Origin of the sequence: Micromonospora sp. WMMD1082 (genome assembly GCF_029626175.1) — a bacterium.
Taxonomy (GTDB): Bacteria; Actinomycetota; Actinomycetes; order Mycobacteriales; family Micromonosporaceae; genus Micromonospora.
This window is the reverse complement of record NZ_JARUBM010000002.1, coordinates 2,255,329-2,276,236: the sequence shown is the minus strand read 5'-3', so window position 1 is coordinate 2,276,236 and position 20,908 is coordinate 2,255,329. Positions and strand designations below refer to the sequence as shown.

22 protein-coding genes are annotated in these 20,908 nt (G+C 73.2%); 19 read left to right on the top strand and 3 right to left on the bottom strand.

Translation table 11 applies throughout. The features are described from left to right. The first annotated feature begins 29 nt into the window (after window positions 1–29). The 6 genes from folB (at window position 30) to O7615_RS10695 (ending at window position 3,833) form a co-directional block, all read left to right on the top strand. Complete coding sequence (folB, locus tag O7615_RS10720; RefSeq protein ID WP_278177272.1) at window positions 30–395, top strand: dihydroneopterin aldolase; 366 nt, start codon at window positions 30–32, stop codon at window positions 393–395. After that, window positions 392–919: a 2-amino-4-hydroxy-6-hydroxymethyldihydropteridine diphosphokinase gene (gene folK, locus O7615_RS10715; protein ID WP_278177271.1), complete on the top strand. Its 528-nt coding sequence runs from the start codon at window positions 392–394 to the stop codon at window positions 917–919. The genes folB and folK overlap by 4 nt, the downstream gene beginning before the upstream one ends. Window positions 920–977: 58 nt before the next feature. After that, entirely contained in the window at window positions 978–1,463 is a 486-nt protein-coding gene (locus tag O7615_RS10710; protein ID WP_278182057.1) for a DUF3180 domain-containing protein, read from the top strand. A 145-nt stretch (window positions 1,464–1,608) separates the two neighbouring features. After that, window positions 1,609–2,826: an ABC transporter permease gene (locus tag O7615_RS10705; RefSeq protein WP_278177270.1), complete on the top strand. Its 1,218-nt coding sequence runs from the start codon at window positions 1,609–1,611 to the stop codon at window positions 2,824–2,826. Between the two features lie 96 nt (window positions 2,827–2,922). Beyond that, window positions 2,923–3,228, top strand: a complete 306-nt coding sequence (locus tag O7615_RS10700; RefSeq protein ID WP_278177269.1) for a hypothetical protein — start codon at window positions 2,923–2,925, stop codon at window positions 3,226–3,228. A gap of 113 nt (window positions 3,229–3,341) precedes the next feature. Beyond that, entirely contained in the window at window positions 3,342–3,833 is a 492-nt protein-coding gene (locus O7615_RS10695; protein WP_278177268.1) for a hypothetical protein, read from the top strand. 135 nt (window positions 3,834–3,968) lie between these two features. Here O7615_RS10695 and O7615_RS10690 read toward each other — a convergent pair whose 3' ends face one another. Next, window positions 3,969–4,964, bottom strand: coding sequence for an ABC transporter ATP-binding protein (locus O7615_RS10690; protein ID WP_278177266.1), 996 nt, complete (start codon window positions 4,962–4,964; stop codon window positions 3,969–3,971). 2 nt (window positions 4,965–4,966) lie between these two features. Here O7615_RS10690 and O7615_RS10685 point away from each other — a divergent pair, with 2 nt between their 5' ends. From O7615_RS10685 to O7615_RS10670, 4 genes are all read left to right on the top strand, one after another. Further along, window positions 4,967–5,653, top strand: coding sequence for an ABC transporter permease (locus tag O7615_RS10685; RefSeq protein WP_278177265.1), 687 nt, complete (start codon window positions 4,967–4,969; stop codon window positions 5,651–5,653). 46 nt (window positions 5,654–5,699) lie between these two features. Then, window positions 5,700–6,422, top strand: a complete 723-nt coding sequence (locus tag O7615_RS10680) for an ABC transporter permease (RefSeq protein ID WP_278177264.1) — start codon at window positions 5,700–5,702, stop codon at window positions 6,420–6,422. 214 nt (window positions 6,423–6,636) lie between these two features. Next, the gene (locus O7615_RS10675) at window positions 6,637–7,638 is read left to right on the top strand and encodes a glycine betaine ABC transporter substrate-binding protein (protein WP_278177263.1); all 1,002 of its coding nucleotides are present in this window, start codon (window positions 6,637–6,639) and stop codon (window positions 7,636–7,638) included. 91 nt (window positions 7,639–7,729) lie between these two features. Next, window positions 7,730–9,262 carry a hypothetical protein gene (locus tag O7615_RS10670; RefSeq protein ID WP_278177262.1) on the top strand — a complete coding sequence of 511 codons (1,533 nt, stop codon included), beginning with the start codon at window positions 7,730–7,732 and terminating at the stop codon, window positions 9,260–9,262. Window positions 9,263–9,317: 55 nt separating this feature from the next. On the opposite strand, the gene O7615_RS10665 is transcribed toward O7615_RS10670, so the two are convergent. Continuing rightward, window positions 9,318–10,499 (bottom strand): NADH-quinone oxidoreductase subunit D, encoded by a 1,182-nt coding sequence (locus tag O7615_RS10665; protein ID WP_278177261.1) that lies wholly within the window; start codon window positions 10,497–10,499, stop codon window positions 9,318–9,320. A 37-nt stretch (window positions 10,500–10,536) separates the two neighbouring features. Next, the gene (locus tag O7615_RS10660; RefSeq protein WP_278177260.1) at window positions 10,537–11,877 is read right to left on the bottom strand and encodes an SAM-dependent methyltransferase; all 1,341 of its coding nucleotides are present in this window, start codon (window positions 11,875–11,877) and stop codon (window positions 10,537–10,539) included. Window positions 11,878–11,988: 111 nt separating this feature from the next. Between O7615_RS10660 and O7615_RS10655 the strand changes: the two genes are divergently transcribed. The 9 genes from O7615_RS10655 (at window position 11,989) to O7615_RS10615 (ending at window position 20,862) form a co-directional block, all read left to right on the top strand. Continuing rightward, on the top strand, window positions 11,989–12,951 hold the full coding sequence (locus O7615_RS10655; protein WP_278177259.1) for a Rossmann-like and DUF2520 domain-containing protein: 963 nt from the start codon (window positions 11,989–11,991) through the stop codon (window positions 12,949–12,951). Window positions 12,952–12,989: 38 nt separating this feature from the next. Next, window positions 12,990–13,838, top strand: a complete 849-nt coding sequence (gene panC, locus O7615_RS10650) for a pantoate--beta-alanine ligase (RefSeq protein WP_278177257.1) — start codon at window positions 12,990–12,992, stop codon at window positions 13,836–13,838. A gap of 29 nt (window positions 13,839–13,867) precedes the next feature. Further along, window positions 13,868–14,287, top strand: a complete 420-nt coding sequence (gene panD / locus O7615_RS10645) for an aspartate 1-decarboxylase (RefSeq protein WP_278177255.1) — start codon at window positions 13,868–13,870, stop codon at window positions 14,285–14,287. 115 nt (window positions 14,288–14,402) lie between these two features. Next, the gene (locus tag O7615_RS10640; protein ID WP_278177253.1) at window positions 14,403–15,299 is read left to right on the top strand and encodes a septum formation family protein; all 897 of its coding nucleotides are present in this window, start codon (window positions 14,403–14,405) and stop codon (window positions 15,297–15,299) included. A 61-nt stretch (window positions 15,300–15,360) separates the two neighbouring features. Continuing rightward, the gene (locus O7615_RS10635; protein WP_278177251.1) at window positions 15,361–17,055 is read left to right on the top strand and encodes an L-aspartate oxidase; all 1,695 of its coding nucleotides are present in this window, start codon (window positions 15,361–15,363) and stop codon (window positions 17,053–17,055) included. Further along, window positions 17,052–17,948, top strand: coding sequence for a carboxylating nicotinate-nucleotide diphosphorylase (gene nadC / locus O7615_RS10630; protein WP_278177250.1), 897 nt, complete (start codon window positions 17,052–17,054; stop codon window positions 17,946–17,948). Before O7615_RS10635 ends, nadC begins: the two co-directional genes overlap by 4 nt. A 19-nt stretch (window positions 17,949–17,967) precedes the next feature. After that, the gene (locus tag O7615_RS10625) at window positions 17,968–18,726 is read left to right on the top strand and encodes a type III pantothenate kinase (RefSeq protein ID WP_278177249.1); all 759 of its coding nucleotides are present in this window, start codon (window positions 17,968–17,970) and stop codon (window positions 18,724–18,726) included. A gap of 161 nt (window positions 18,727–18,887) precedes the next feature. Further along, on the top strand, window positions 18,888–20,396 hold the full coding sequence (lysS, locus tag O7615_RS10620; protein ID WP_278177247.1) for a lysine--tRNA ligase: 1,509 nt from the start codon (window positions 18,888–18,890) through the stop codon (window positions 20,394–20,396). Window positions 20,397–20,511: 115 nt separating this feature from the next. After that, window positions 20,512–20,862 (top strand): Lsr2 family protein, encoded by a 351-nt coding sequence (locus tag O7615_RS10615; protein WP_308440940.1) that lies wholly within the window; start codon window positions 20,512–20,514, stop codon window positions 20,860–20,862. Window positions 20,863–20,908: the final 46 nt, after the last annotated feature.

The following is a 20,908-nucleotide window of genomic DNA, read 5'->3' as shown; positions in this document are numbered from 1 at the left end:
AGCGAGTGAATCATCGACTCAGTGCCGGCGTGAGCGACCGGATCGAACTGACCGGTCTGCGGGCGCACGGCCGGCACGGTGTGTACGACTTCGAACGCGCCAGTGGGCAGGAGTTCGTCGTCGACGCGGTACTGGAACTCGATCTCGGCCCGGCCGCCCGGTCCGACGACGTGACCGACACCGTGCACTACGGGGAGCTGGCCGAACGCCTGGTCGCGGTGGTCACCGGCGAGCCGGTCAACCTGATCGAAACCCTCGCCGACCGGCTGATCGAGGTCTGCCTAGCCGATCCGCGGGTCTCCGGCGCGACGGTCACGGTGCACAAGCCCGAGGCGCCGGTACCGCACGCCTTCACCGACGTGGCCGTGACGATGCGCCGGACGCGTACCCGATGACGCGTGCCGTGCTCTCCCTCGGCAGCAACCTCGGCGACCGGCTCGGCCACCTGCGTACCGCCCTGGACGCGCTGGGCGACAGCGTCCTGGTGGTCTCCGGCGTCTACGAGACCCCACCGTGGGGCGACACCGCGCAGCCGGCGTACCTGAACGCCGTGCTGCTGGCCGCGGATCCGGCCGCCGGGCCGTCCGACTGGTTGGCGCGGGCCCGGGCGGCGGAGGGACGCGCCGGCCGCGTCCGCGACCCGCGGCGGCGCTTCGGCCCCCGCACGCTCGACGTCGACGTCGTCGCGGTGTGGACCGACGACGGCCGTCCGGTGTTCAGCGACGATCCCGAGCTGATCCTGCCGCATCCCCGGGCACACCTGCGGGCCTTCGTGCTCCGGCCGTGGATCGACATCCAACCCTACGGTCAGCTGCCCGGACACGGTTGGTTGACCGACCTGCTCACCGCCGGCCCGGCTGCCGCCGAGGTGCCGGAACTGAGCCCCCGACCTGATCTGACGTTAGAGTCGACGGCATGAGCGAACCCAGCGGAGTGAGCCCGGCATGAGCGTGTCGCCACCGCCCGACGGGTCGCGGATGGGTCCGACCCGCATCTCGACCCTGGTGGTGGCCGCCCTCGCCGCCGCCGCGGTCGCCTGGCTGCTGATCAGCAGCTTCTACTACGACCGACTGCCGCCGCTGCCGTGGCTACCGGTGGTCACCCTCGCCGGACTCGCCGTGCTGGAGGCGTACGCCGCGATCAACACCCGGGGCCGGATCGAGCGCCGACCGGGCCGTGATCCGGTCAACCCGCTGATGGTTGCCCGGTTCGTCGTGCTGGCCAAGGCGTCCGCGCTGGTCGGCGCGATCTTCACCGGCGCGTACGCGGGGCTGACGGGCTGGCTGTTCGTGCAGTCGACGCGGGCGGCCGCCGACGACCGCCCGGCGGCCGTCGCCGGCCTGCTGGCGTCGGCCGCCCTGGTGGCTGCCGCGCTCTGGCTTGAGCGGTCCTGCCGGGTGCCGGACCAGCCCGACGACGAGCACGAGCCGGACGACTGGGAGAACCACCCGGGCCGGCGATAGGCCGGGACTTCGACACCCGCCCTGGCCGGGGGGTTCCGCCCGGCTCCGGAGCGCGGGTACGGTGCCTGCGACCGCAAGGCAACGCCCCGCCGCCGGCCCGCCCGCGCGTCGGTGGAGTCCGGGCGGCCGCTGGGAGGCAGAAATCATGGGGTACGACGAACCGGGCCGCAGCGGAGAGCCGGAGCCCACCTCGGCCGTTCCCGCGACCGGTGCGGAGGCCGTCCTCGACGACCCCGACACCGAGCCGGGCCGGGACCGTTTCGGCGTCTACATCGTCTGGGAGACGCTGCTGCTGCTCGGTTTCGGTGCACTGGTCTACCTGGTGTGGCAGGAGGATCCGGCAGTGCTGCGGGGCAGCGGCCTGCGCGGCCTCATCGTCGACGTGGTCGGCGTCGGCCTGCTGGCCCTGGCCGCCGGGCTGAGCCTGCGGACGGCCGCGGTCAATCTCGCGATCGGGCCGGTGGCGGTCGCGGCCGGCCTGCACTTCGCCGAACAGAGCGACCGGGGCGTGCTCGTCAGCGTCGGTACGGCCGCCGCGGTGGCCGCGGTCGGTGGACTGCTGCTGGGACTGGTCGTGGTGCTGCTGCACGTGCCGGGCTGGGCGGCCAGCCTCGGTGGCGCGGCCGGCGTCATCATCTATGTCGAGCAGCGGTCGGCGCCCGTGCTGGTGCAGGGGAATTACGATCCGCTCGGCACGGCCGGGCAGATCTTCGTCGGCTTCGCCGCGCTCGCCGTGTTCGGCGGGCTGTTCGGGGCGGTCAGCCCGATCCGCCGGGTGGTCGGTCGGTTCCGGCCGGTCGCCGACCCGGCCCGCCGGCGGGGTGCGTGGGCCGCCGTCGTGACCACCGGTGGGTACGTCTGCTCCACCGTGCTGGCGGTGTTCGCCGGCGTGCTGATCGCCTCGACGGACGGCGCGGTGGCGCCGGCGGTGGGGCTGGACTGGACGGTGCTGGCGGTGGGCGCCGCACTGCTCGCCGGTACCAGCGCGTTCGGGCTGCGGGGTGGCGTGTTCGGCACGCTGCTGACGGCCGGCGCGATCGGGTTGTTCCTCGCGTACGCGCAGGCGCGCGGCTGGACCGTCAGCCGGTGGGCGGTCGGTGCCGCGGTGCTGGCCGTCGGGCTCGTGGTGACCCGCCTGGTCGAGACGTACGGGCGGCCGGTGTCGGCACCTGGGGCGCTGCCCGTGCCACCGGCGCCGCCGATGGACGCCACGACCGGCGGCGGGTGGAGCGTGTCCCGGCCGGAGCCGGTCGGCGACTGGCCGCCCGTCCTGCCGGCCCAACCCATCGTGAGCACCGCCGACCCGTGGGGGTCCCGGCAGTGGGAGAGCGGCCCGCGCAGTTGGGAGTCCGACGACCGGTGACCGGTCGGGCACTTCTCGCCGGTCGGACGGCGCCGCGTGGCGCGGCCGGCCGAGCGTCGGCGCGCCGAGAGTGATCTCGGCGGTTAGGCTCTGCGCATGACCGACACATCATCGATCTCCGGCGGCCGGTCGTTCGAGGAACTGGACGCCCTCTCCACCGAGGAACTGCGTGAGCAGGCGTTCGCGCTGGCCCGGGAGCGCCGTGACGTCGGGTTCTTCTGGTCCGTGCTGCGGCACCTGCCGAACGCCGACGAGGCCGCAGCGCTGGACGGGGCGCCGAACTCGGTAGGGCCGACGATCGACGAGGCGGCCGCCCTCTGGCGGGAGATGACCGGTCACGGCTACGAGGAGTCCGCACCGCTGTTGCGCGCCGCCTTCATCGACTACCTGATGAAGCACTGACCGGCCCTCGTGAAGGTGGTGGCGGTGCCCGGCACCGAGCGGCCAGGTCCGGCGTAACACCATAAATCGCGCCTCGCGTTTGCCCACGTCGATCCGCTGGGAACTAGCGGGCCATGGCTCTCACCAATCGATACAAGTCCGCACCGGGCGCCGGCACCCTTGCCGCGCTCATCCTCGTCCTGGTCTTCGGCAGTCCCTGGTACGTCGACTGGGTCAGGGAGAACACCGACCCGGACAGCGCAGGCGGGTGGTTCCTGAGGCTGCTCGCCTGGCCGGCCTGGCGATTCGACTCCTCCGACTCGATCCAGGAGATCTTCGCCGACGACCTGAAGGCGATTCTCGTGGTCGTCCTGACCCTCGTGTTCCTCTATCTGCTCCCGGGCTCCCAACTCGCCCGTGCGCGCGGCACCCTCAGCCAGTTCTTCGCCGGCTGGGCGGCGTATGTCTTCGCGGGTGCCTTCGCGGCCCTGCTCACCACCCTGATCCGGACCAACCCGTCGCTGGTGGGCGCCTTCCAGGCCGCCGGTGACGGCGCGGAGTACGGCCTCTTCACCGGTTGGATCATCGGAATCGCCACGCTGGGCGGCTACCGGGGACGGCGCTGACGGCGCGGCCGGCCCGGCGACCGGCCGGCCCCAGCCTTCAGCGCGACCGCCCACCCCCTACGTGGCTCCGGCCGGGTCCGCCCGCATGGCGGACCCGGCCGCCCGTACCGGCCGTCCGGCCACGGCCCGACGGCTTCAGCCGGTCGGCTCCGCCAGTGCCAGGATGCGCTCCCGGCTGAGCACCCCGACCGGCCGCCCGTCCTCGGTGACCACGGCGTGGCCACGGGTCGACGTGAGCAGCACGGCCAGCGCGTCGTACGCCGAGCCGCCCAGCGGCACCGCCGGCAGTTCCGCCGCGCCGTCGACCGGCAGCGGATCGAGCACCTCCCGGGTGACCGGGGTGACCGCCAGCCGGCGGATGCCCCGGTCGGCACCGACGAACTCGCGGACGAACGGGGTGGTGGGGGCACCGAGCAGCGCCGCCGGGGTGTCGTACTGCTCCAGCCGGCCACCCTCGGAGAGCACCGCGATCCGGTCGCCGAGCCGGACGGCCTCGTCCAGGTCGTGGGTGACCAGGACGATGGTCTTGCGCACCTCGGCCTGCAACCGCAGGAACTCCTCCTGGAGCCGGGTCCGCACGATCGGGTCGACGGCGGAGAACGGCTCGTCCATCAGCAGCACCACCGGGTCGGCCGCGAGCGCCCGGGCCACCCCGACCCGCTGTCGCTGCCCGCCGGAGAGCTCGTGTGGGTAGCGCCGGCCGAACTGCGCCGGATCGAGACCGACCAGTTCCAGCAGTTCGGCGACCCGGGGTCGGACGCGGCCGGCGGGCCAGCCGAGCAGCCGGGGCACCGTGGCGACGTTGGCGGCCACCGTCTGGTGCGGGAAGAGCCCGACGTTCTGGATGACGTAGCCGATCTGCCGGCGCAGTTTCACCGGGTCGACCCGGGTGACGTCGGAGTCGCCGAGCATGATCCGGCCGGCGGTCGGCTCGATCAGGCGGTTGATCATCCGCAGTACGGTCGACTTGCCGCAGCCCGAGGGGCCGATGAGCACGACCAACTCGCCCGCGTCGACGTGCAGGCTGAGGTCGTGGACCGCCTCGGTGCCGTCCGGGTAACGCTTGCCGATGCCGTCGAGGGTGATCGACGCCGCGCGCTGACCGCCGTCGGCGACCGGGGTAACGTCCACGTATGTCCTTCCGCCTGAGCTACCGGGCCGACCCGGGTAACCCGTGGTTCTCCTGGCAGTACGTGCGGGACAACTCTGACACGGTGCTCGCCGCCCTACGCGACCACACCACGCTGACCCTCCGGGCGGTGCTGATCGCCGCGCTGATCGCCGTACCGCTGGCCGTGTTGGCGTACTGGTTCCGGCCGCTGACCGGCCCGATTCTCGCACTCACCGGGGTGCTCTACACCGTCCCGTCCCTGGCTCTGTTCGCGTTCATCGCGCCCTACCTGGGCATCGGAGTCGCGACCGTGCTCAGCGTGGTGGTGCTGTACGCGCTGCTGGTGATCGTCCGCAACACGGTGGCCGGGCTCAACCAGGTGCCCGCGGAGGTACGCGAGGCGGCCGAGGGCATGGGGTACGGCCGCTGGGGGCGGCTGCTGCGGGTCGAACTGCCGCTGGCCCTGCCCGGCATCCTCACCGGCCTGCGACTGGCCACGGTCTCCACGGTCGCCCTGGTCACCGTCGGTGTGGTGATCGGGCGGGGCGGGCTGGGGCAGATCATCTTCGCCGGCTTCAACAACAACTTCTACAAGGCCCAGATCATGAGCGGGACGCTGCTCTGCATCCTGCTGGCCCTGGTGCTCGACCTGATCCTGGTCGGGGCCGGTCGGCTGCTCACCCCGTGGCTGCGCGGGCGGGCCGGATGAGCGTCGCGGTCCGCGGTCAGCGGGTCCGGACCGCCCGGAGGACGCGATGAATCCCGTCGAGCAGGCGGTGGTCTGGCTCAACGACCCGCTGAACTGGACCAATCCGGGCGGCATCCTGGACCGGATCGGCGAGCACGTGAGCATGTCGGCCGCCGCGGTGCTGTTGGGCTGCCTGGTGGCCTGGCCGCTCGGGCTCTGGCTGGGCCACACCGGCCGCGGCGGCGGCCTGGTCGTCCTCGTCTCCAACCTCACCCTGGCGGTGCCCACGCTGGCCCTGCTGACCATCCTCCCGCTGACCTTCCTCGGCTTCGGCCGGCCGGCCGTGGTGGTCGCCCTGGCGGTGTTCGCGGTGCCGCCGCTGCTGGCCAACGCGTACACCGGGGTGCGGCAGGTCGATCCGCAGACCCGGGAGGCGGCCCGGGGCATGGGCATGACCGGCGCACAGGTGCTCCGCCGGGTCGAGCTGCCGCTGGCGGTGCCCTTTCTCGCGGCCGGGTTCCGGACCGCCGCCGTCCAGGTGGTCGCCACGGCGGCCCTGGCGACCTTCGTCAACGGTGGTGGCCTGGGCGAGATCATCCGGTTCGGGTTCGGCCTGAGCATCGCGGTGGGCGGCGGGCAGATCCTGGCCGGCGGGCTGCTGGTCGCCGGGCTCGCGCTCAGCGTCGAACTGCTCTTCGCACTGGTGGAACGGCTGGTCACCCCCCGCCCGCTGCGCCGGGCCCGGCGCCGGGCGGTGCGGCGGGCGGCGGACGCGGTCACCGGCACCTGAGGCACTGCCGGGGCGGCTGCCGGCGACGGGTGGGTGGTGATCTCGGGTGGCGGCGGTGCGACGGATGGTGTCGTTCCGGTGACGAAGACCTCCCCGGGTTGTCGGGGGGTTGCGTCAGCATGTTGGGTGGAAATCGCGGGCGGCGGAAGGCTGATCGCCCGTCGGACACGCGGCCGGCCCGGACGGGCCGCGCCGGGACACGGAAGGCGGGCTCATGCGCGCAGGTAGAAGACTGTCCATCGCCTTCGTCGGCGCCGTCGTCGCGGCGACGGCGCTGGCCGGGTGCGGCGACGCCGGCTCGTCCGGCACCGAGGCGCCCCAGCAGGGTGCCTCGGGCGAGGGCTGCGCCCCGGTGGCCGGCGAGCAGCTCATCGCGCTCGACGACGACAAGTCCCTCCAGAACGCCGACAACATCATCCCGGCGGTCAACAGCGAGGTGGCCACGCCACAGCTCATCGCGGCGCTCGACAAGGTCTCCGCGGTGCTCGACACCCCCAAGCTGGTGCAGCTCAACAAGGCGGTCGACGTGGACCGTAAGAGCGCGCAGGTGGCCGCTCAGGAGTTCGCCACGGCCAACTCGCTCGCCGACGGCGTCGAGCAGGGGCCGGGCGGACGGATCACGGTGGGGGCCGGCAACTTCACCGAGAGCGAGATCATCGCCGAGCTTTACAAGATCCAGCTGACCGCGGCCGGCTACCAGGTCACCGTCCAGCAGATCGGTAACCGGGAGCTGTACGAGCCGGCGCTGGAGAAGGGCGAGATCCAGGTCGTCCCGGAGTACGCCGCGACCATGGCCGAGTTCCTCAACGGCAAGGCCAACAGCGGCGGCCAGCCGGTTTCCTCGCCGGACGTGGAGGCCACCGTCACCGCGCTGCGCGGCCTCGGCGAGAAGGTGGGCCTCAGCTTCGGCGCCCCGGCGGCGGCGCAGACCCAGAACGCCTTCGCCGTGACCCAGGAGTTCTCCGAGAAGTACGGCGTGCGGACCCTCTCCGAGCTGGCCGAGAAGTGCTCCGGCACGGCGACGGTGCTGGGTGGCCCGCCGGAGTGCCAGGAGCGTCCCTTCTGCAAGCCGGGCCTGGAGCAGACCTACGGGCTGGCGGTGGGCTCGTTCTCCTCGCTGGACGGAGGCGGCCCGCTGACCAAGACCGCGCTGCGTAACGGCACGATCAGCGTCGGCCTGGTCTTCTCCACCGACGCGGCGTACGCCCAGAGCTGAGGCGTCGGCCACGACGCGGCGCGCCCCCGGCCAGCTCGGCCGGGGGCGCGGCCGTTCCCACGTGACGCAACTCTCGGTAGGCTGCGGAGCCATGCCCGCCCCGGTGCCCGCCGACACGCGTAACCCGCAGCTGCTCACCGTTCTCTTCTGGGGCGGTGTGGCCCTGGCTCCGGTCGCGGCGCTGATACTGCTGGTCGCCGACGGCAACGGGCCACTGCGGTTCGCCGCCGTGCTGGCCATCCTGGCCGTGGTGCTGATCGGGCTCTCCATCACACTGCGTACCGAGGGCGGCGGGCGGCCGCACGCCGAGGAACTGCGGGTGGAGATCGACGAGCTGCGGCGGGAGCTGCGCGGTGAGATCGTGGCCGCCGCCCAGCGGGGTAACCAGGCGCTCGACGCCGCCCAGCGGGCCCAGGAGGCGCTGGCCGGGCTGCGCCGGCGAGCGGAGTCCGGTGGCGCCGTCCCGGCCAGGAGCGAGGAGGCGCCCGGCCCGGGTCGGGCCCGCGTGCCGGTGCCGGAGCCGGAGACACCGGCACGCTACGGCGAGCGGTCGGCCGGCCAGGCCGGGGTGTACGGCGCGGCTCAGCCTGGCCCGGCCGGCGGGTACGGGGGGTACGGCGGTGACCGTGCGGCGGCGGGATACGGCGGTGACCGCCCGGCGAGCGGCTCGGCCGGGGTCTACGGCTCGCCCGCCCGCGCGGAGCCGGACAGTGGTCCCGGCGATGCGGCGCCGCGGCCGCTCGGTGTGGTCCGGCACACCGAGACGGTGCACGTCACCACCCGGCACACCGTCGTGGACGGCGGGGGTGGCGAGTCCGGCAGCCGGTACGGCGGTTACCCGGCGCGCTGGTCGGCGCAGCAGCCGGGGGAGCGTGCGCAGGGTGGCTACGGCGCGGACCGCGAGGAACGCTCCTGGGCCGGGTCGGCCCAGGAGGACGAGCGCCCCTGGACGGCGGGCGCGGACCGCGACGACGACCGGCGCTGGTCGGGCGGCTCGGGGCAGCGCGACGGCGGCTCCACCTACCACGACGATCAGCCGGCGAACCGGGACGATCGTGACTGGGGAACGCCGTACGACGAGCGGGGTTACGACGGCGGTGCCCAGCCGTGGGAGGCGCCTGCCGAAGCGGCTCCGGCCGGCCGGACGCACCGGGCGGACGATACCGGGGAGTACTGGGCGCAGCTGCGCGCCGGCGACCGCTGGGCCGAGGTACGCGACGACGACCGAGGGCGTGAGCTGCGGGTCGGCGAGCGCCGCGCCGAGGTGCACGCCGACCCCGGTGGTACCGAGTACCGGATGGAGGACCGCTGGGCCAGCGTGCGCCGCGACGAGCCGCGCCGCGACGAGCCGCGCTGGGGCGGTGACGAGGGGCGGCGGCACGGCTGGGACGAGCCGGAGAGTCCCCCGGCGCTGCCCGCCGGTGGGGTACCGGTGCCGGAGGAGTGGCGCCCGCCCCGCCAACGCCGATACCAGCCCGAACCGGCACGTGGCTACGAGCCGGAGCCGGTTCACGGGTATCAGTCCGAACCGGTGCGTGGGCAGCGCCCGGGCGCCGAGTCGTACGGCCGGCGGCACCACGCCGAGGAGTCCGCCTACGACGGCGGTGCCAACCGCTGGCGCTGACCCGGCCGGCACTCCGGCGCGGCACGCCGCCATCGGGCCGGCCCCGGGACCGCGATCACTTGTCGACGTCGCCGACCACGAAGAACATCGAGCCGAGGATGGCGATCAGGTCCGGTACCAGGCAGCCGGGCAGCAGGGTGGCCAGGGCCTGCACGTTCGCGTACGACGCGGTGCGCAGCTTGAGCCGCCACGGCGTCTTCTCACCGCGGGACACCAGGTAGTAGCCGTTGATGCCGAGCGGATTCTCCGTCCAGGCGTAGGTGTGCCCCTCGGGCGCCTTGAGCACCTTCGGCAGCCGGGTGTTGATCGGCCCGGTGAGCCGGTCGACCCGGTCCAGGCACTGCTCGGCGAGGTCGAGCGAGGCGTACACCTGGTCGAGCAGCACCTCGAAGCGGGCGTGGCAGTCGCCGGTGGTGCGGGTGACCACCGGCACGTCGAGCTGGTCATAGGCCAGGTACGGCTCGTCGCGGCGCAGGTCCAGGTCCAGCCCGGAGGCGCGGGCGACCGGCCCGGAGGCGCCGAACGCGGCGGCGTCGGCGGCGGAGAGCACCCCCACCCCGACCGTACGCGCCAGGAAGATCTCGTTGCGCCGGATCAGGTTGTCCAGGTCGGGCATCCGGCGACGTACCTCGCCGATCGCGGCCCGGGCCCGGCCGGTCCAGCCGGAGGGGACCTCCTCCTTCAGCCCGCCGATCCGGTTGAACATGTAGTGGATCCGGCCACCGGAGACCTCCTCCAGCACCGCCTGGAGCGTCTCCCGCTCCCGGAAGGCGTAGAACATCGGGGTGATCGCGCCGATCTCCAGTGGATACGAGCCGAGGAACATCAGGTGATTGAGCACCCGGTTCAGCTCGGCGAGGGCCATCCGCAGCCAGGTGGCCCGCTCCGGCACCTCCATGCCCATCAGCCGTTCCACGGCGAGCACCACGCCCAGCTCGTTGGCGAACGCCGAGAGCCAGTCGTGCCGGTTGGCCAGCACGATGATCTGCCGGTAGTCGCGTACCTCGAACAGCTTCTCGGCGCCGCGGTGCATGTAGCCGATGATCGGCTCGGCGGCGAGCACCCGTTCGCCGTCGAGGACGAGCCTGAGCCGCAGTACGCCATGCGTGGAGGGGTGCTGCGGCCCGATGTTGAGCACCATGTCCGCGCCGAGCTGCTCCCCGCCGGTGCCCGCCACCAACCCGGCCCCGGTGCCGACGGTCAGCTCGCGCAGGTCGCCCGTGGTCATGCCCGCCATCGTGCCATGAACCGCCGGCACCGGCGGTGGACGCCCGTTACCGGCTCCACCCGCTGGCGTCCTCGGGCGCGGACCGGACGGACCGCAGCCGTCCGGCGGGCACTCCGACCGGCTGCCACAGCCACCAGTGCCCGCCGAGGCCGGCCGGGTCGGTCAGCTCGGCCGCCGCCGATGCCTCGGCCAGCGCCCGCACGTACCCGGCCGGGTCACGACCGGCCCGGCTCAGTGGTGGTCGCCCGCCGTCGACCCCGAGGGCCCGCAGCCCCTCCCGCTGCGATCCGAGGGAGTACGCACACCGGGCGACCCGCTCACCGGCGGAGGCGACCGAGTCCATGGCGACGTGCGCGGTGATGTCACACGAGCCGTCCGGCACCGGCGGCACCTGCCGTCCGCCCCGGTACCCGGTCAGCGACCCGCCGACCGGCCGCTCCGCGCTCAGGTGCCCGTAGTCCACGGCCAACGCCAGCCCCCGGTCGACGTGGCCCACCGCTTCAGCCCACGCCTCGTCTCTCGTCCTCCCGATCTCCGCCCGAACTTCCGGGTTCCATGAGCGGTTTGTGGGGGTTTCCGGGCGGCCCGACCGGCTCCGGGCGGTCAGGCTTGATCCCTCCGCCGGTCGGGCCGCCCGGAAACCCGACCCGGTCGAGCCCGAACCGTCCGTCACGGTCTGCGGTGGGACGTCCGGGCCGTCCTCGGTGGGTAGGGGCCACCAGGTGGCCAGCCAGTCGGCGTCTTCTCGACTGACCGGTCCACCTGTCGTCTCTTCGCCTGAGGCCGGGTCCACGAGCAGGTAGTGCCAGCCCTCCTCGGTGTACGTGGCGAGGTCGAGGGGGATGTTGTCGAGCCACTCGGTGGCCAGGAGCAGGCCGGTGATGCCGGCGGGGATCTCGTTCGTCCAGGTGATCTGGTCGGGGAGGTCGGCGGGACGCGGGGCGAGTTCGACGGCGGTGAACCGTACCCGCCGGGCCAGCTGCACCGGCGCGGCGAGTGACGGATCGACGGACCCCGGCGAGGAGACGCCCAGGTCCGCGTTCTGAACGGCGGCCGTGGTGGTCAGGGTTTCCGGGGAGCCCGCCCGCGCAGGGATCAAGCCTGACCGCCCGGAGCGGGCGGGCTCCCCGGAAACCCCCACCGCAACCCCCACGGACAGCGCGCGAAGCAGTTCCCCCCGCCCGGCCCCCACGTCCACCACGTCGAACGGGTCGGGAAACCCGAGGGCGGCGTCAACGCGTGCGATGAGGCCGAGCAGAGCCGAGGCGAAGATGGGGGAGGCGTGGACGCTGGTGCGGAAGTGCGCGGCCGGCCCGGTTCCGGAGACGAAGAAGCCGCCGGGTCCGTAGAGCGACCGGTGCATCGCGGCCTGCCAGGGCATCGACATCGGGACCTCCCCGGGGCGCCGGTGAACGATTTCACACATCCTTGTTTCAGGTCCGTGTCGGCGACGCATACTTGCCTCGACCGGTACCCATCTCGAGGACTGGATCGTGACATGAGCGCACCGCTGCGCACCCATCCGGCCGCCCCTCGGCGGCCCGCGACCGTGACATCTTCCCAGGTCGCCACCGCTGTGCTGACCGTAGGCGTGATCGGCGCCGGGCGGGTTGGCGCCACCCTGGGCGCCGCGCTGGCGGCCGCCGGGCATCGGGTGATCGCCGCCACCGGGCGCTCCGGGGCCTCCCGGGCCCGCCTGGCGCTGCTGCTGCCCACCGCCGCCCGGCGCCCGGCGACTACGGTCGCCCGGGCCGCCACCGACCTGCTGGTGATCTCCGTGCCGGACGACGCGCTCGCCGGGGTGGTCGCCGGCCTGGCCGCCGACGGCGCGCTGCGCCCCGGCCAGGTGGTCGCGCACACCTCCGGCGCGCACGGCCTGGCGGTGCTGGCCCCGGCCGCCGCGGCCGGTGCCCGCCCGCTGGCGTTGCACCCCGCGATGACCTTCACCGGTACGCCCGACGACCTCGGCCGGCTGCCCGGCATCTCGTACGGGGTGACCGCGGCGGCCGAGCTGCGTCCGCTGGCCGCCCGGCTGGTGGCCGACCTCGGCGGGGTGCCCGAGTGGATCGCCGAGGCCGACCGGCCGCTGTACCACGCGGCGCTGGCGCACGGCGCCAACCACCTGGTGACCCTGGTCAACGAGGCGGCCGACCGGCTGCGCGACGCCGGGGTGGGCCAGCCCGAGAAGGTGCTCGCCCCGCTGCTGCGCGCCGCGCTGGAGAACGCGCTGAGCCTCGGCGACGACGCGCTGACCGGCCCGGTCTCCCGGGGCGACGCGGGCACGGTGCGGCGGCATCTCGACCGGCTCGCCGCCACCGCGCCCGAGTCGGTCGGGCCGTACCTCGCCCTGGCCCGGCGCACCGCCGACCGGGCCGTGGCCGCCGGCCGGCTGCGTCCGGCCGACGCGGCGCCGCTGCTCGGCGTCCTCGGTGGGGAGCAGCAGCCCCGGGTGGCGGCGTGACGGTCGGCGGTACCAAGGTGTCGAGCGAGGTGGATCACATGACGGAACTGGTGCACACCCGCGCCGAACTGGCCCGGGCCCGGGCCGCCCACACCGGCACGGTGGGGGTGGTGATGACGATGGGCGCCCTGCACGAGGGGCACGAGGCGCTGCTGCGGGCAGCCCGCGAGCGTGCCGACCAGGTGATCGTGACGATCTTCGTGAACCCGCTGCAGTTCGGGCCGACCGAGGACTTCGGCCGTTATCCGCGTACGCTCGAAGCCGATCTTGAAGTGTGCCGGCGGGCCGGTGCCGACCTGGTCTTCGCCCCCTCGGCGGCGGACATGTATCCGGACGGCGAGCCGGCGGTACGGGTCAACCCGGGGCCGCTCGGCGAGGACCTGGAGGGGCTGAGCCGGCCCGGGTTCTTCCACGGCGTGCTCACCGTGGTGCTGAAGCTGCTCCAGCTCACCCGCGCCGATCTCACCTTCTTCGGTGAGAAGGACTACCAGCAGCTGACCCTGGTCCGGCGGATGTGCCGCGACCTGGACGTCCCGGTCGAGGTGGTCGGCGTGCCCACCGTCCGGGAGCCGGACGGGCTGGCCCTGTCCAGCCGCAACCGTTACCTCTCCCCGGTCGAGCGCCCGGTGGCGTTGAGCCTGTCGCGGGCGCTGCGTGCCGGAGTCGAGGCCGCCGAGGCCGGCCGCGACGCCGGGGCGGTGCTGACCGCCGCGCACGTCGCCTTCGGCGCCGGCGAGTCCGGTGCGCGGCTCGACTACCTGGTCCTCACCGATCCCGACCTGGAGCCCGGACCTGTCCGTGGCCCGGCCCGGCTGCTCGTCGCCGCCTGGGTGGGCGGTACCCGGCTGATCGACAACGCCGCGGTCCGACTCGACCCGCCCTCCTGACCCGGACACGTACCGCGAAAGGCGTCCCGATGTACCGCACCATGCTCAAGTCCAAGATCCACCGGGCCACGGTGACCCAGGCGGACCTGCACTACGTCGGCTCGGTGACCGTCGACGAGGACCTGCTCGACGCCGCCGACCTGCTCCCCGGCGAGCAGGTGGCGATCGTGGACATCACCAACGGAGCCCGGCTGGAGACGTACGTCATTCCCGGCCGGCGGGGCAGCGGCGTGATCGGCATCAACGGCGCCGCCGCCCGCCTGGTGCACCCGGGCGACCTGGTGATCCTGATCTCGTACGGGCAGATGGACGACGCCGAGGCCCGGACGTACCGCCCCCGGGTGGTGCACGTCGACGCCGACAACAGGGTGATCGACCTCGGCGCCGACCCGTCGATCGCCGCTCCCGGTACCGCCGGCGCCCCCGTCCCCAACCCGCTCTCGGTGTAGGGCGCCCACCAGCGTCGACAGATGCGCCGCGATTCCGGTCTGTCACCGGAAGGTCATTCCTGGTTACGCTGGTGGTGCCGTCGGGGGACGGCCGCTGAGTGGGGGAGGCGGCGCCATGCAGCGTGCGACGAGAACCCTGATCGCGGCGTTTGCCGTGGCGGTGCTGCTGGCGGGCTGCAACGGCGCCGCCGGAGTCGACGGCGACCTGGTCGACGACTGGGCGGCCCTGCCACCACCCGGCCCGTTCACCCCGGCCGCCGGCGTCTGCCACGAGGCGGATTTCGCCGACGTGGTGCCCCTCGGGGCGTACGCGCCGGTCGACTGCGCGGTGCCGCACCGGTTGGAGACCGTGCACGTGGGCGCCTTCCCCGACGGTCGGAGCGAGCCGCCACCGATCGCGTCGACCGAACTGCGTACGGCGTTCGTCGAGTGCGACAACCGGGCCACCGGATACGTCGGCGACAACTGGCGGGCGGGCCGGCTCCGGCTGGCGGTGGCGGTGCCGTCCGGGCCGGGCTGGGCATCCGGGTCACGCTGGTACCGCTGCGACCTGATGGAGGTCACCACCGCCGAGGCGGGGGCCACGGTCGTCACCCGTACCGGCTCGCTGCGGGACGCCCTCCGACCGCCGTCACCGCTGCGCCTGGGCTGCCAGCAGGCGCGTACGGATCGTCGTGGGGTGGTGCAGACCCTGGTGGCGGTGGACTGTGCCAGCCGGCACGACGCCGAGTTCGCCGGGGTGTGGCAGGCGCCCGACCGCCCGTACCCGACGCGGAGCGCCGAGTGGGCACCCTTTTACGGCGGATGCCGTTCGGTCACCGCCCGGTACGCCGGCGTACCCGACGATGCCGCCCTGCCCTTCCGTACCGACGTGGTGGTCCGCCCGCCGGGCGCCGGACGGTGGCGGGTGGGTGACCGGGGCATCCGCTGCTACCTCTGGTTGAGCGACCGGGCGGTGACCGGGTCACTCGAAGGAGCCGGTCCGGCCCGCCTGCCGGTCCGGACGAAGTAGCCGGAACCACTTGTCCCGCCCCCGGCACCCGAGCCGAGAGGCGTTCGGGTTGACTGTGGGCATGGAGCTACCGACCGTCGACCTGCCGGTGCTGCCGAGCCTGCTGGCCGCTCCGGCACCCGGCTGGGTGGAGACCACCGACGTGATCGTGGTCGGCTCCGGGGTGGCCGGGCTGACCGCCGCACTGCACCTGCGCGAGGCGGGCCTGCACGTCACCGTGGTCACCAAGGTCGACATCGACGAGGGGTCGACCCGGTGGGCGCAGGGTGGCATCGCCGCGGTGCTCGACCCGGCGGACACCGCGGCCATGCACGCCGCCGACACCGAGATCGCCGGGGTCGGCCTCTGCGACCCGGCGGCGGTACGCGTCCTGGTGGAGGAGGGGCCGACCCGGCTGCGTGAGCTGATGCGTCTCGGTGCCGAGTTCGACCGCAACGCCGACGGCTCGCTGATGCTCACCCGGGAGGGCGGGCACCGGGCCGATCGCATCGTGCACGCCGGCGGCGATGCGACCGGTGCGGAGGTGCAGCGGGCGTTGCACGAGGCGGTGCGCCGCGACCCGTGGATCCGGCTCGTCGAACATGCGCTGGTGCTGGACCTGCTGCGGGCCCCCGGCGACGGCCCGGGCGGGCTCGGCGCCGCCTGCGGGATCACCCTGCACGTCCTCGGCGAGGGCAGTGAGGACGGCGTCGGTGCCCTGCTGGCCCGTGCCGTCGTGCTGGCCACCGGTGGGATGGGCCAGATCTTCGCGGCGACCACCAATCCCGCGGTCTCCACCGGTGACGGGGTCGCCCTGGCCATGCGGGCCGGGGCGGCGGTCACCGACGTCGAGTTCGTGCAGTTCCACCCGACCGCGCTGATCGTGCCGGAACGCACCCGGGTGTCCGGCGCCGGCCATGCCCAACAGCCGCTGGTCTCCGAGGCGTTGCGGGGCGAGGGCGCGCACCTGGTGGACGCCGACGGCAAGCGTTTCATGCTCGGCCAGCACGAACTGGCCGAACTCGCGCCCCGGGACGTGGTGGCCAAGGGCATCCACCGGGTGCTGCTGGCCACCGGTGACGATCACGTCTACCTCGACGCCCGCCACCTCGGCGGCGAGTTCCTGGCCCGTCGCTTCCCGACCATCGTCGCGTCGTGCCTAGCCATCGGCGTCGACCCGGGAGCCGACCTGATCCCGGTGGCACCGGCCGCGCACTACGCCTCCGGCGGGGTCCGCACCGATCTGCACGGCCGCACCTCCATCCCCGGCCTGTACGCCTGCGGCGAGGTGGCCTGCACCGGCGTGCACGGCGCCAACCGGCTGGCCAGCAACTCCCTGCTGGAGGGGCTGGTCTTCTCCCGGCGGATCGCCGACCACGTCGCGTCCGCGCTGCCGGAGCAGCAGCGCCCGGCGGACACCGGCGCCTGGCGCGGGGAGGGCGGCTGGGTGCTGCCGGCCGCGGCGACGCCGGTGTTGCAGCGGGCGATGACCCGCGGCGCCGGTGTGCTCCGCTCGGCCACGACGCTCGCCACGACCGCGACCGAACTGGTCGAGCTGGGCGCCGGTCGTGGCACGCCACGCACCGCCGACTGGGAGGCGACCAACCTGGTCACGGTGGCCGCCACCCTGGTCGCCGCGGCGTACGCCCGCCGGGAGACCCGGGGCTGCCACTGGCGGGAGGACTACGGATCGGCCGACGAGCGGTGGCAGGGCCACCTGGTCGGTGCCATCGGCGCGCAGGGCCGGTTGACCACCCGGTGGGAGGAGACGCGATGACGGGGGACACGGAGCGACTGCTGCGCGGGGCCGGGCTGGACCCGGACCACGTGCGCCGGATCATCGAGAACGCCTTCGTCGAGGATCTCGGCCCGGACGGGCTCGACGTCACCAGCGTCGCCACCGTCCCGGCGGCGCAGACCGACACCGCCGATCTGGTGGCCCGGGCCGACGGGGTGGTGGCCGGGCTGGCCGTCGCCGCCGCCGTGTTCGAGCTGGCCGGCGAGGTGACCGGCATCGGTCGTACCGCCGAGGTGTCGTTGGTCGCCCGCGACGGCGAGCGGGTGGCCCGGGGCGACGTGCTGGCGACGGTGACCGGCCCCACCCGGGTGCTGCTCACCGCCGAGCGGACCGCCCTCAACCTGCTCTGCCGGATGTCCGGGGTAGCGACACACACCCGGGCCTGGGCGGACGCGCTGGCCGGCAGCAAGGCGATGGTTCTCGACACCCGCAAGACCACGCCGGGCCTGCGCGCCCTGGAGAAGTACGCGGTCCGCGCGGGCGGCGGCACGAACAAGCGGATGGGTCTGCACGACGTCGCCATGGTCAAGGACAACCACAAGTTCGCCGCGGGCGGCATCGCCGCCGCCTATCGGCGGGTCCGGTCCGCGTTCCCGGACGTGCCCGTGCAGGTGGAGGTGGACACGCTCGCCGAGGCGGTGGAGGCGGTCGAGGCCGGGGCGGACTTCCTCCTGCTGGACAACATGCCGCCGGCGGTGCTCGCCGCGGTGGTGGCGGCCGTCGGCGACCGGGCCGAGCTGGAGGCGACCGGCGGGCTGACCCTGGCCGATGCCGCGGCGGTGGGAGCGACCGGCGTCGACTTCCTCTCCGTCGGCGCGCTCACCCACTCCTCACCCATCCTGGACATCGCCCTGGACCTGCGTACGGAGTGAACCCGTCTAGGCTTCGTGCGTGCTGCTCTGCATCGACATCGGGAACACCAACACCGTGCTGGCGACCTTCGACGGCGACAAGCTGGTGCACTCCTGGCGGATCAAGACGGACGCCCGGTCGACCGCCGACGAGCTGGGCCTGATGTTCCGGGGTTTGCTCGCCGGGGACGCCGTCGAGATCACCGGGGTGGCGGCCTGCTCGACCGTGCCGGCCGCCCTGCGCTCGTTGCGGACCATGCTGACCCGCTACTACGGGGAACTGCCGAGCGTCATCGTGGAGCCCGGGGTGCGTACCGGCGTCCAGCTGGCCATCGACAACCCGAAGGAGGTCGGCGCCGACCGGGTGGTCAACACGCTGGCGGCCTACACCCTCTACGGCGGGCCGTCGATCGTGGTCGACTTCGGCACCACCACCAACTTCGACGTGATCAGTGCGCGGGGTGAGTTCCTCGGCGGTGCGTTCGCGCCGGGCATCGAGATCTCCTTCGACGCGCTCGCCGCCCGCGCCGCCCAGCTGCGCAAGGTCGAGGCGACCCGGCCCCGCTCGGTGATCGGCAAGAACACCGTCGAGTGCCTCCAGGCGGGGCTGTACTTCGGCTTCGCCGGGCAGGTGGACCGGATCGTCGAGCGGATGACCGCCGAACTGGGCGACCTGAAGGCGGTCATCGCGACCGGCGGCCTGGCCTCACTGGTGCTCACCGAGTGCCAGACGATCACGCACCACGAGCCGATGATCACCCTGATCGGCCTACGCATGGTCTACGAACGGAACGTCTAGCCTCTGGACTGACCAACGTGTGGTGGGCGCCCGGCGGCGCCGAACGAGAGGGCCGCAGTGGGTCGGTCATGGCCGGCAGGCTATCCAGTAACGGCCGGCGAGGCGCTTGAGTACGCTCGGGGCCTGACCCCGCCCGAATTCTCCCGCCGAGGAAGCGTGCCGTGACCCAGCAGAGCCCCGTGCCAGTCGACCCCGCCGACGACCTTCCCGAGCAGATGAAGGTCCGCCGGGAGAAGCGGGACCGGATGCTCGCCGACGGTGTCGAGCCGTACCCGGTCAGCTTCCCGAGGACCAGCACCCTGGGCCAGGTGCGCCAGCGCTACGCGGACCTGCCCACCGACACCGCCACCGGCGACCGCGTCTCGGTCACCGGTCGGGTGATCTTCGTACGGAACACCGGCAAGCTCTGCTTCGCGACGCTGCGCGACGGCGACGGCACCGAACTGCAGGCCATGCTGTCGCTGGACCGGGTCGGCGCGGACCGGCTGGAGGACTGGAAGCGCCTGGTCGACCTCGGCGACCACGTCGGGGTGACCGGTGAGGTGATCACCAGTCGCCGGGGTGAGCTGTCGGTGCTGGCCGAGCAGTGGGCGGTCACCGCCAAGGCGCTGCGACCGCTGCCGGTGGCGCACCGGCCGCTCAGCGAGGAGTCCCGGGTCCGGCAGCGCTACGTCGACCTCGTGGTCCGTCCGCAGGCGCGCCAGATGGTGCGTACCCGGGCCGCGGCGGTACGCAGCCTGCGCGATTCGTTGCACGGCGAGGGCTTCATCGAGGTGGAAACCCCGATGTTGCAGTTGCTGCACGGTGGCGCGGCGGCCCGACCTTTCGTGACCCACAGCAATGCACTCGACACCGATCTGTATCTGCGAATCGCGCCGGAACTGTTTCTGAAGCGCGCCGTGGTCGGCGGCGTCGAGCGGGTCTTCGAGATCAACCGCAACTTCCGTAATGAGGGCATCGACTCTTCGCACTCGCCGGAGTTCGCGATGCTGGAGGCGTACCAGGCGTACGGCGACTACAACACGATGGCCGAGTTGACCCGCAATCTCGTCCAGCAGGCGGCGATCGCGGTCAGCGGGTCGACGGTGGTCACCCATGCCGACGGCCGGGAGTTCGACCTCGGTGGTGAGTGGCGTTCCGTCACCCTGTTCGGTGTGCTTTCCGAGGCGCTCGGCGAGGAGGTCACGGTCCGCACCGAGCGGACCCGCCTGGTCGAGTACGCGGACAAGGTCGGCCTGGCCGTCGCCCCCGGATGGGGGCCGGGCAAGCTGGCCGAGGAACTGTTCGAGGAGTTGGTCGTGCCCGGCCTTGAGGCGCCCACCTTCGTCCGGGACTACCCGGAGGAGACCAGCCCGCTCACCCGGGCGCACCGCGACGAGCCGGGTCTGGCCGAGAAGTGGGACCTCTACGTGCTCGGGTTCGAACTGGGCACCGCGTACTCGGAGCTGGTCGACCCGGTGGTGCAGCGGGAACGCCTGGTGGCGCAGGCGCAACTGGCCGCCCGGGGTGACGACGAGGCGATGCGACTGGACGAGGACTTTCTGCGCGCGATGGAGTACGGAATGCCACCGGCCGGTGGCATGGGAATGGGAATCGACCGGCTCCTGATGGCGCTGACAGGCCTGGGAATTCGGGAAACCATCCTCTTCCCGTTGGTCCGCCCCGAGTAGCCGTACGAAAATCTACCGGGTCGTTACCGCATCCTATTGACGCGGCAAGCGTCCCACGGGTTATTCTGCTCTCGCAGTTGGCAGGATCAACCCCTGCTCGAAAGGAATGTGGGACGTGGCCAAGCAGATCATTCACAAGCTGGTCGATGACCTGGACGGCGGGGACGCGGACGAGACCGTCAAGTTCGCGCTCGACGGCGTTCAGTACGAGATCGACCTCTCAGGTTCGAACGCAGAGAAATTGCGTGACGTATTCGCTCCGTACATCGCCCACGGCACCAAGGTGGGGCGCGGCGGCGTGGTCGTCGGTGGGCGCGCCGCCCGCGGTCGGGGTGGCGCCACGGCTGACCGCGAGCAGAACAAGGCCATCCGGGCCTGGGCGCGCAAGGCCGGCAAGGACATCTCGGACCGGGGCCGGATCCCCCAGGAGATCGTCGACGAGTACCACTCGAAGGCCGGTCACTGAGACCTGGCCCGCACGGTCGTCCACGGCGACCAGGCCCGCACGGTCG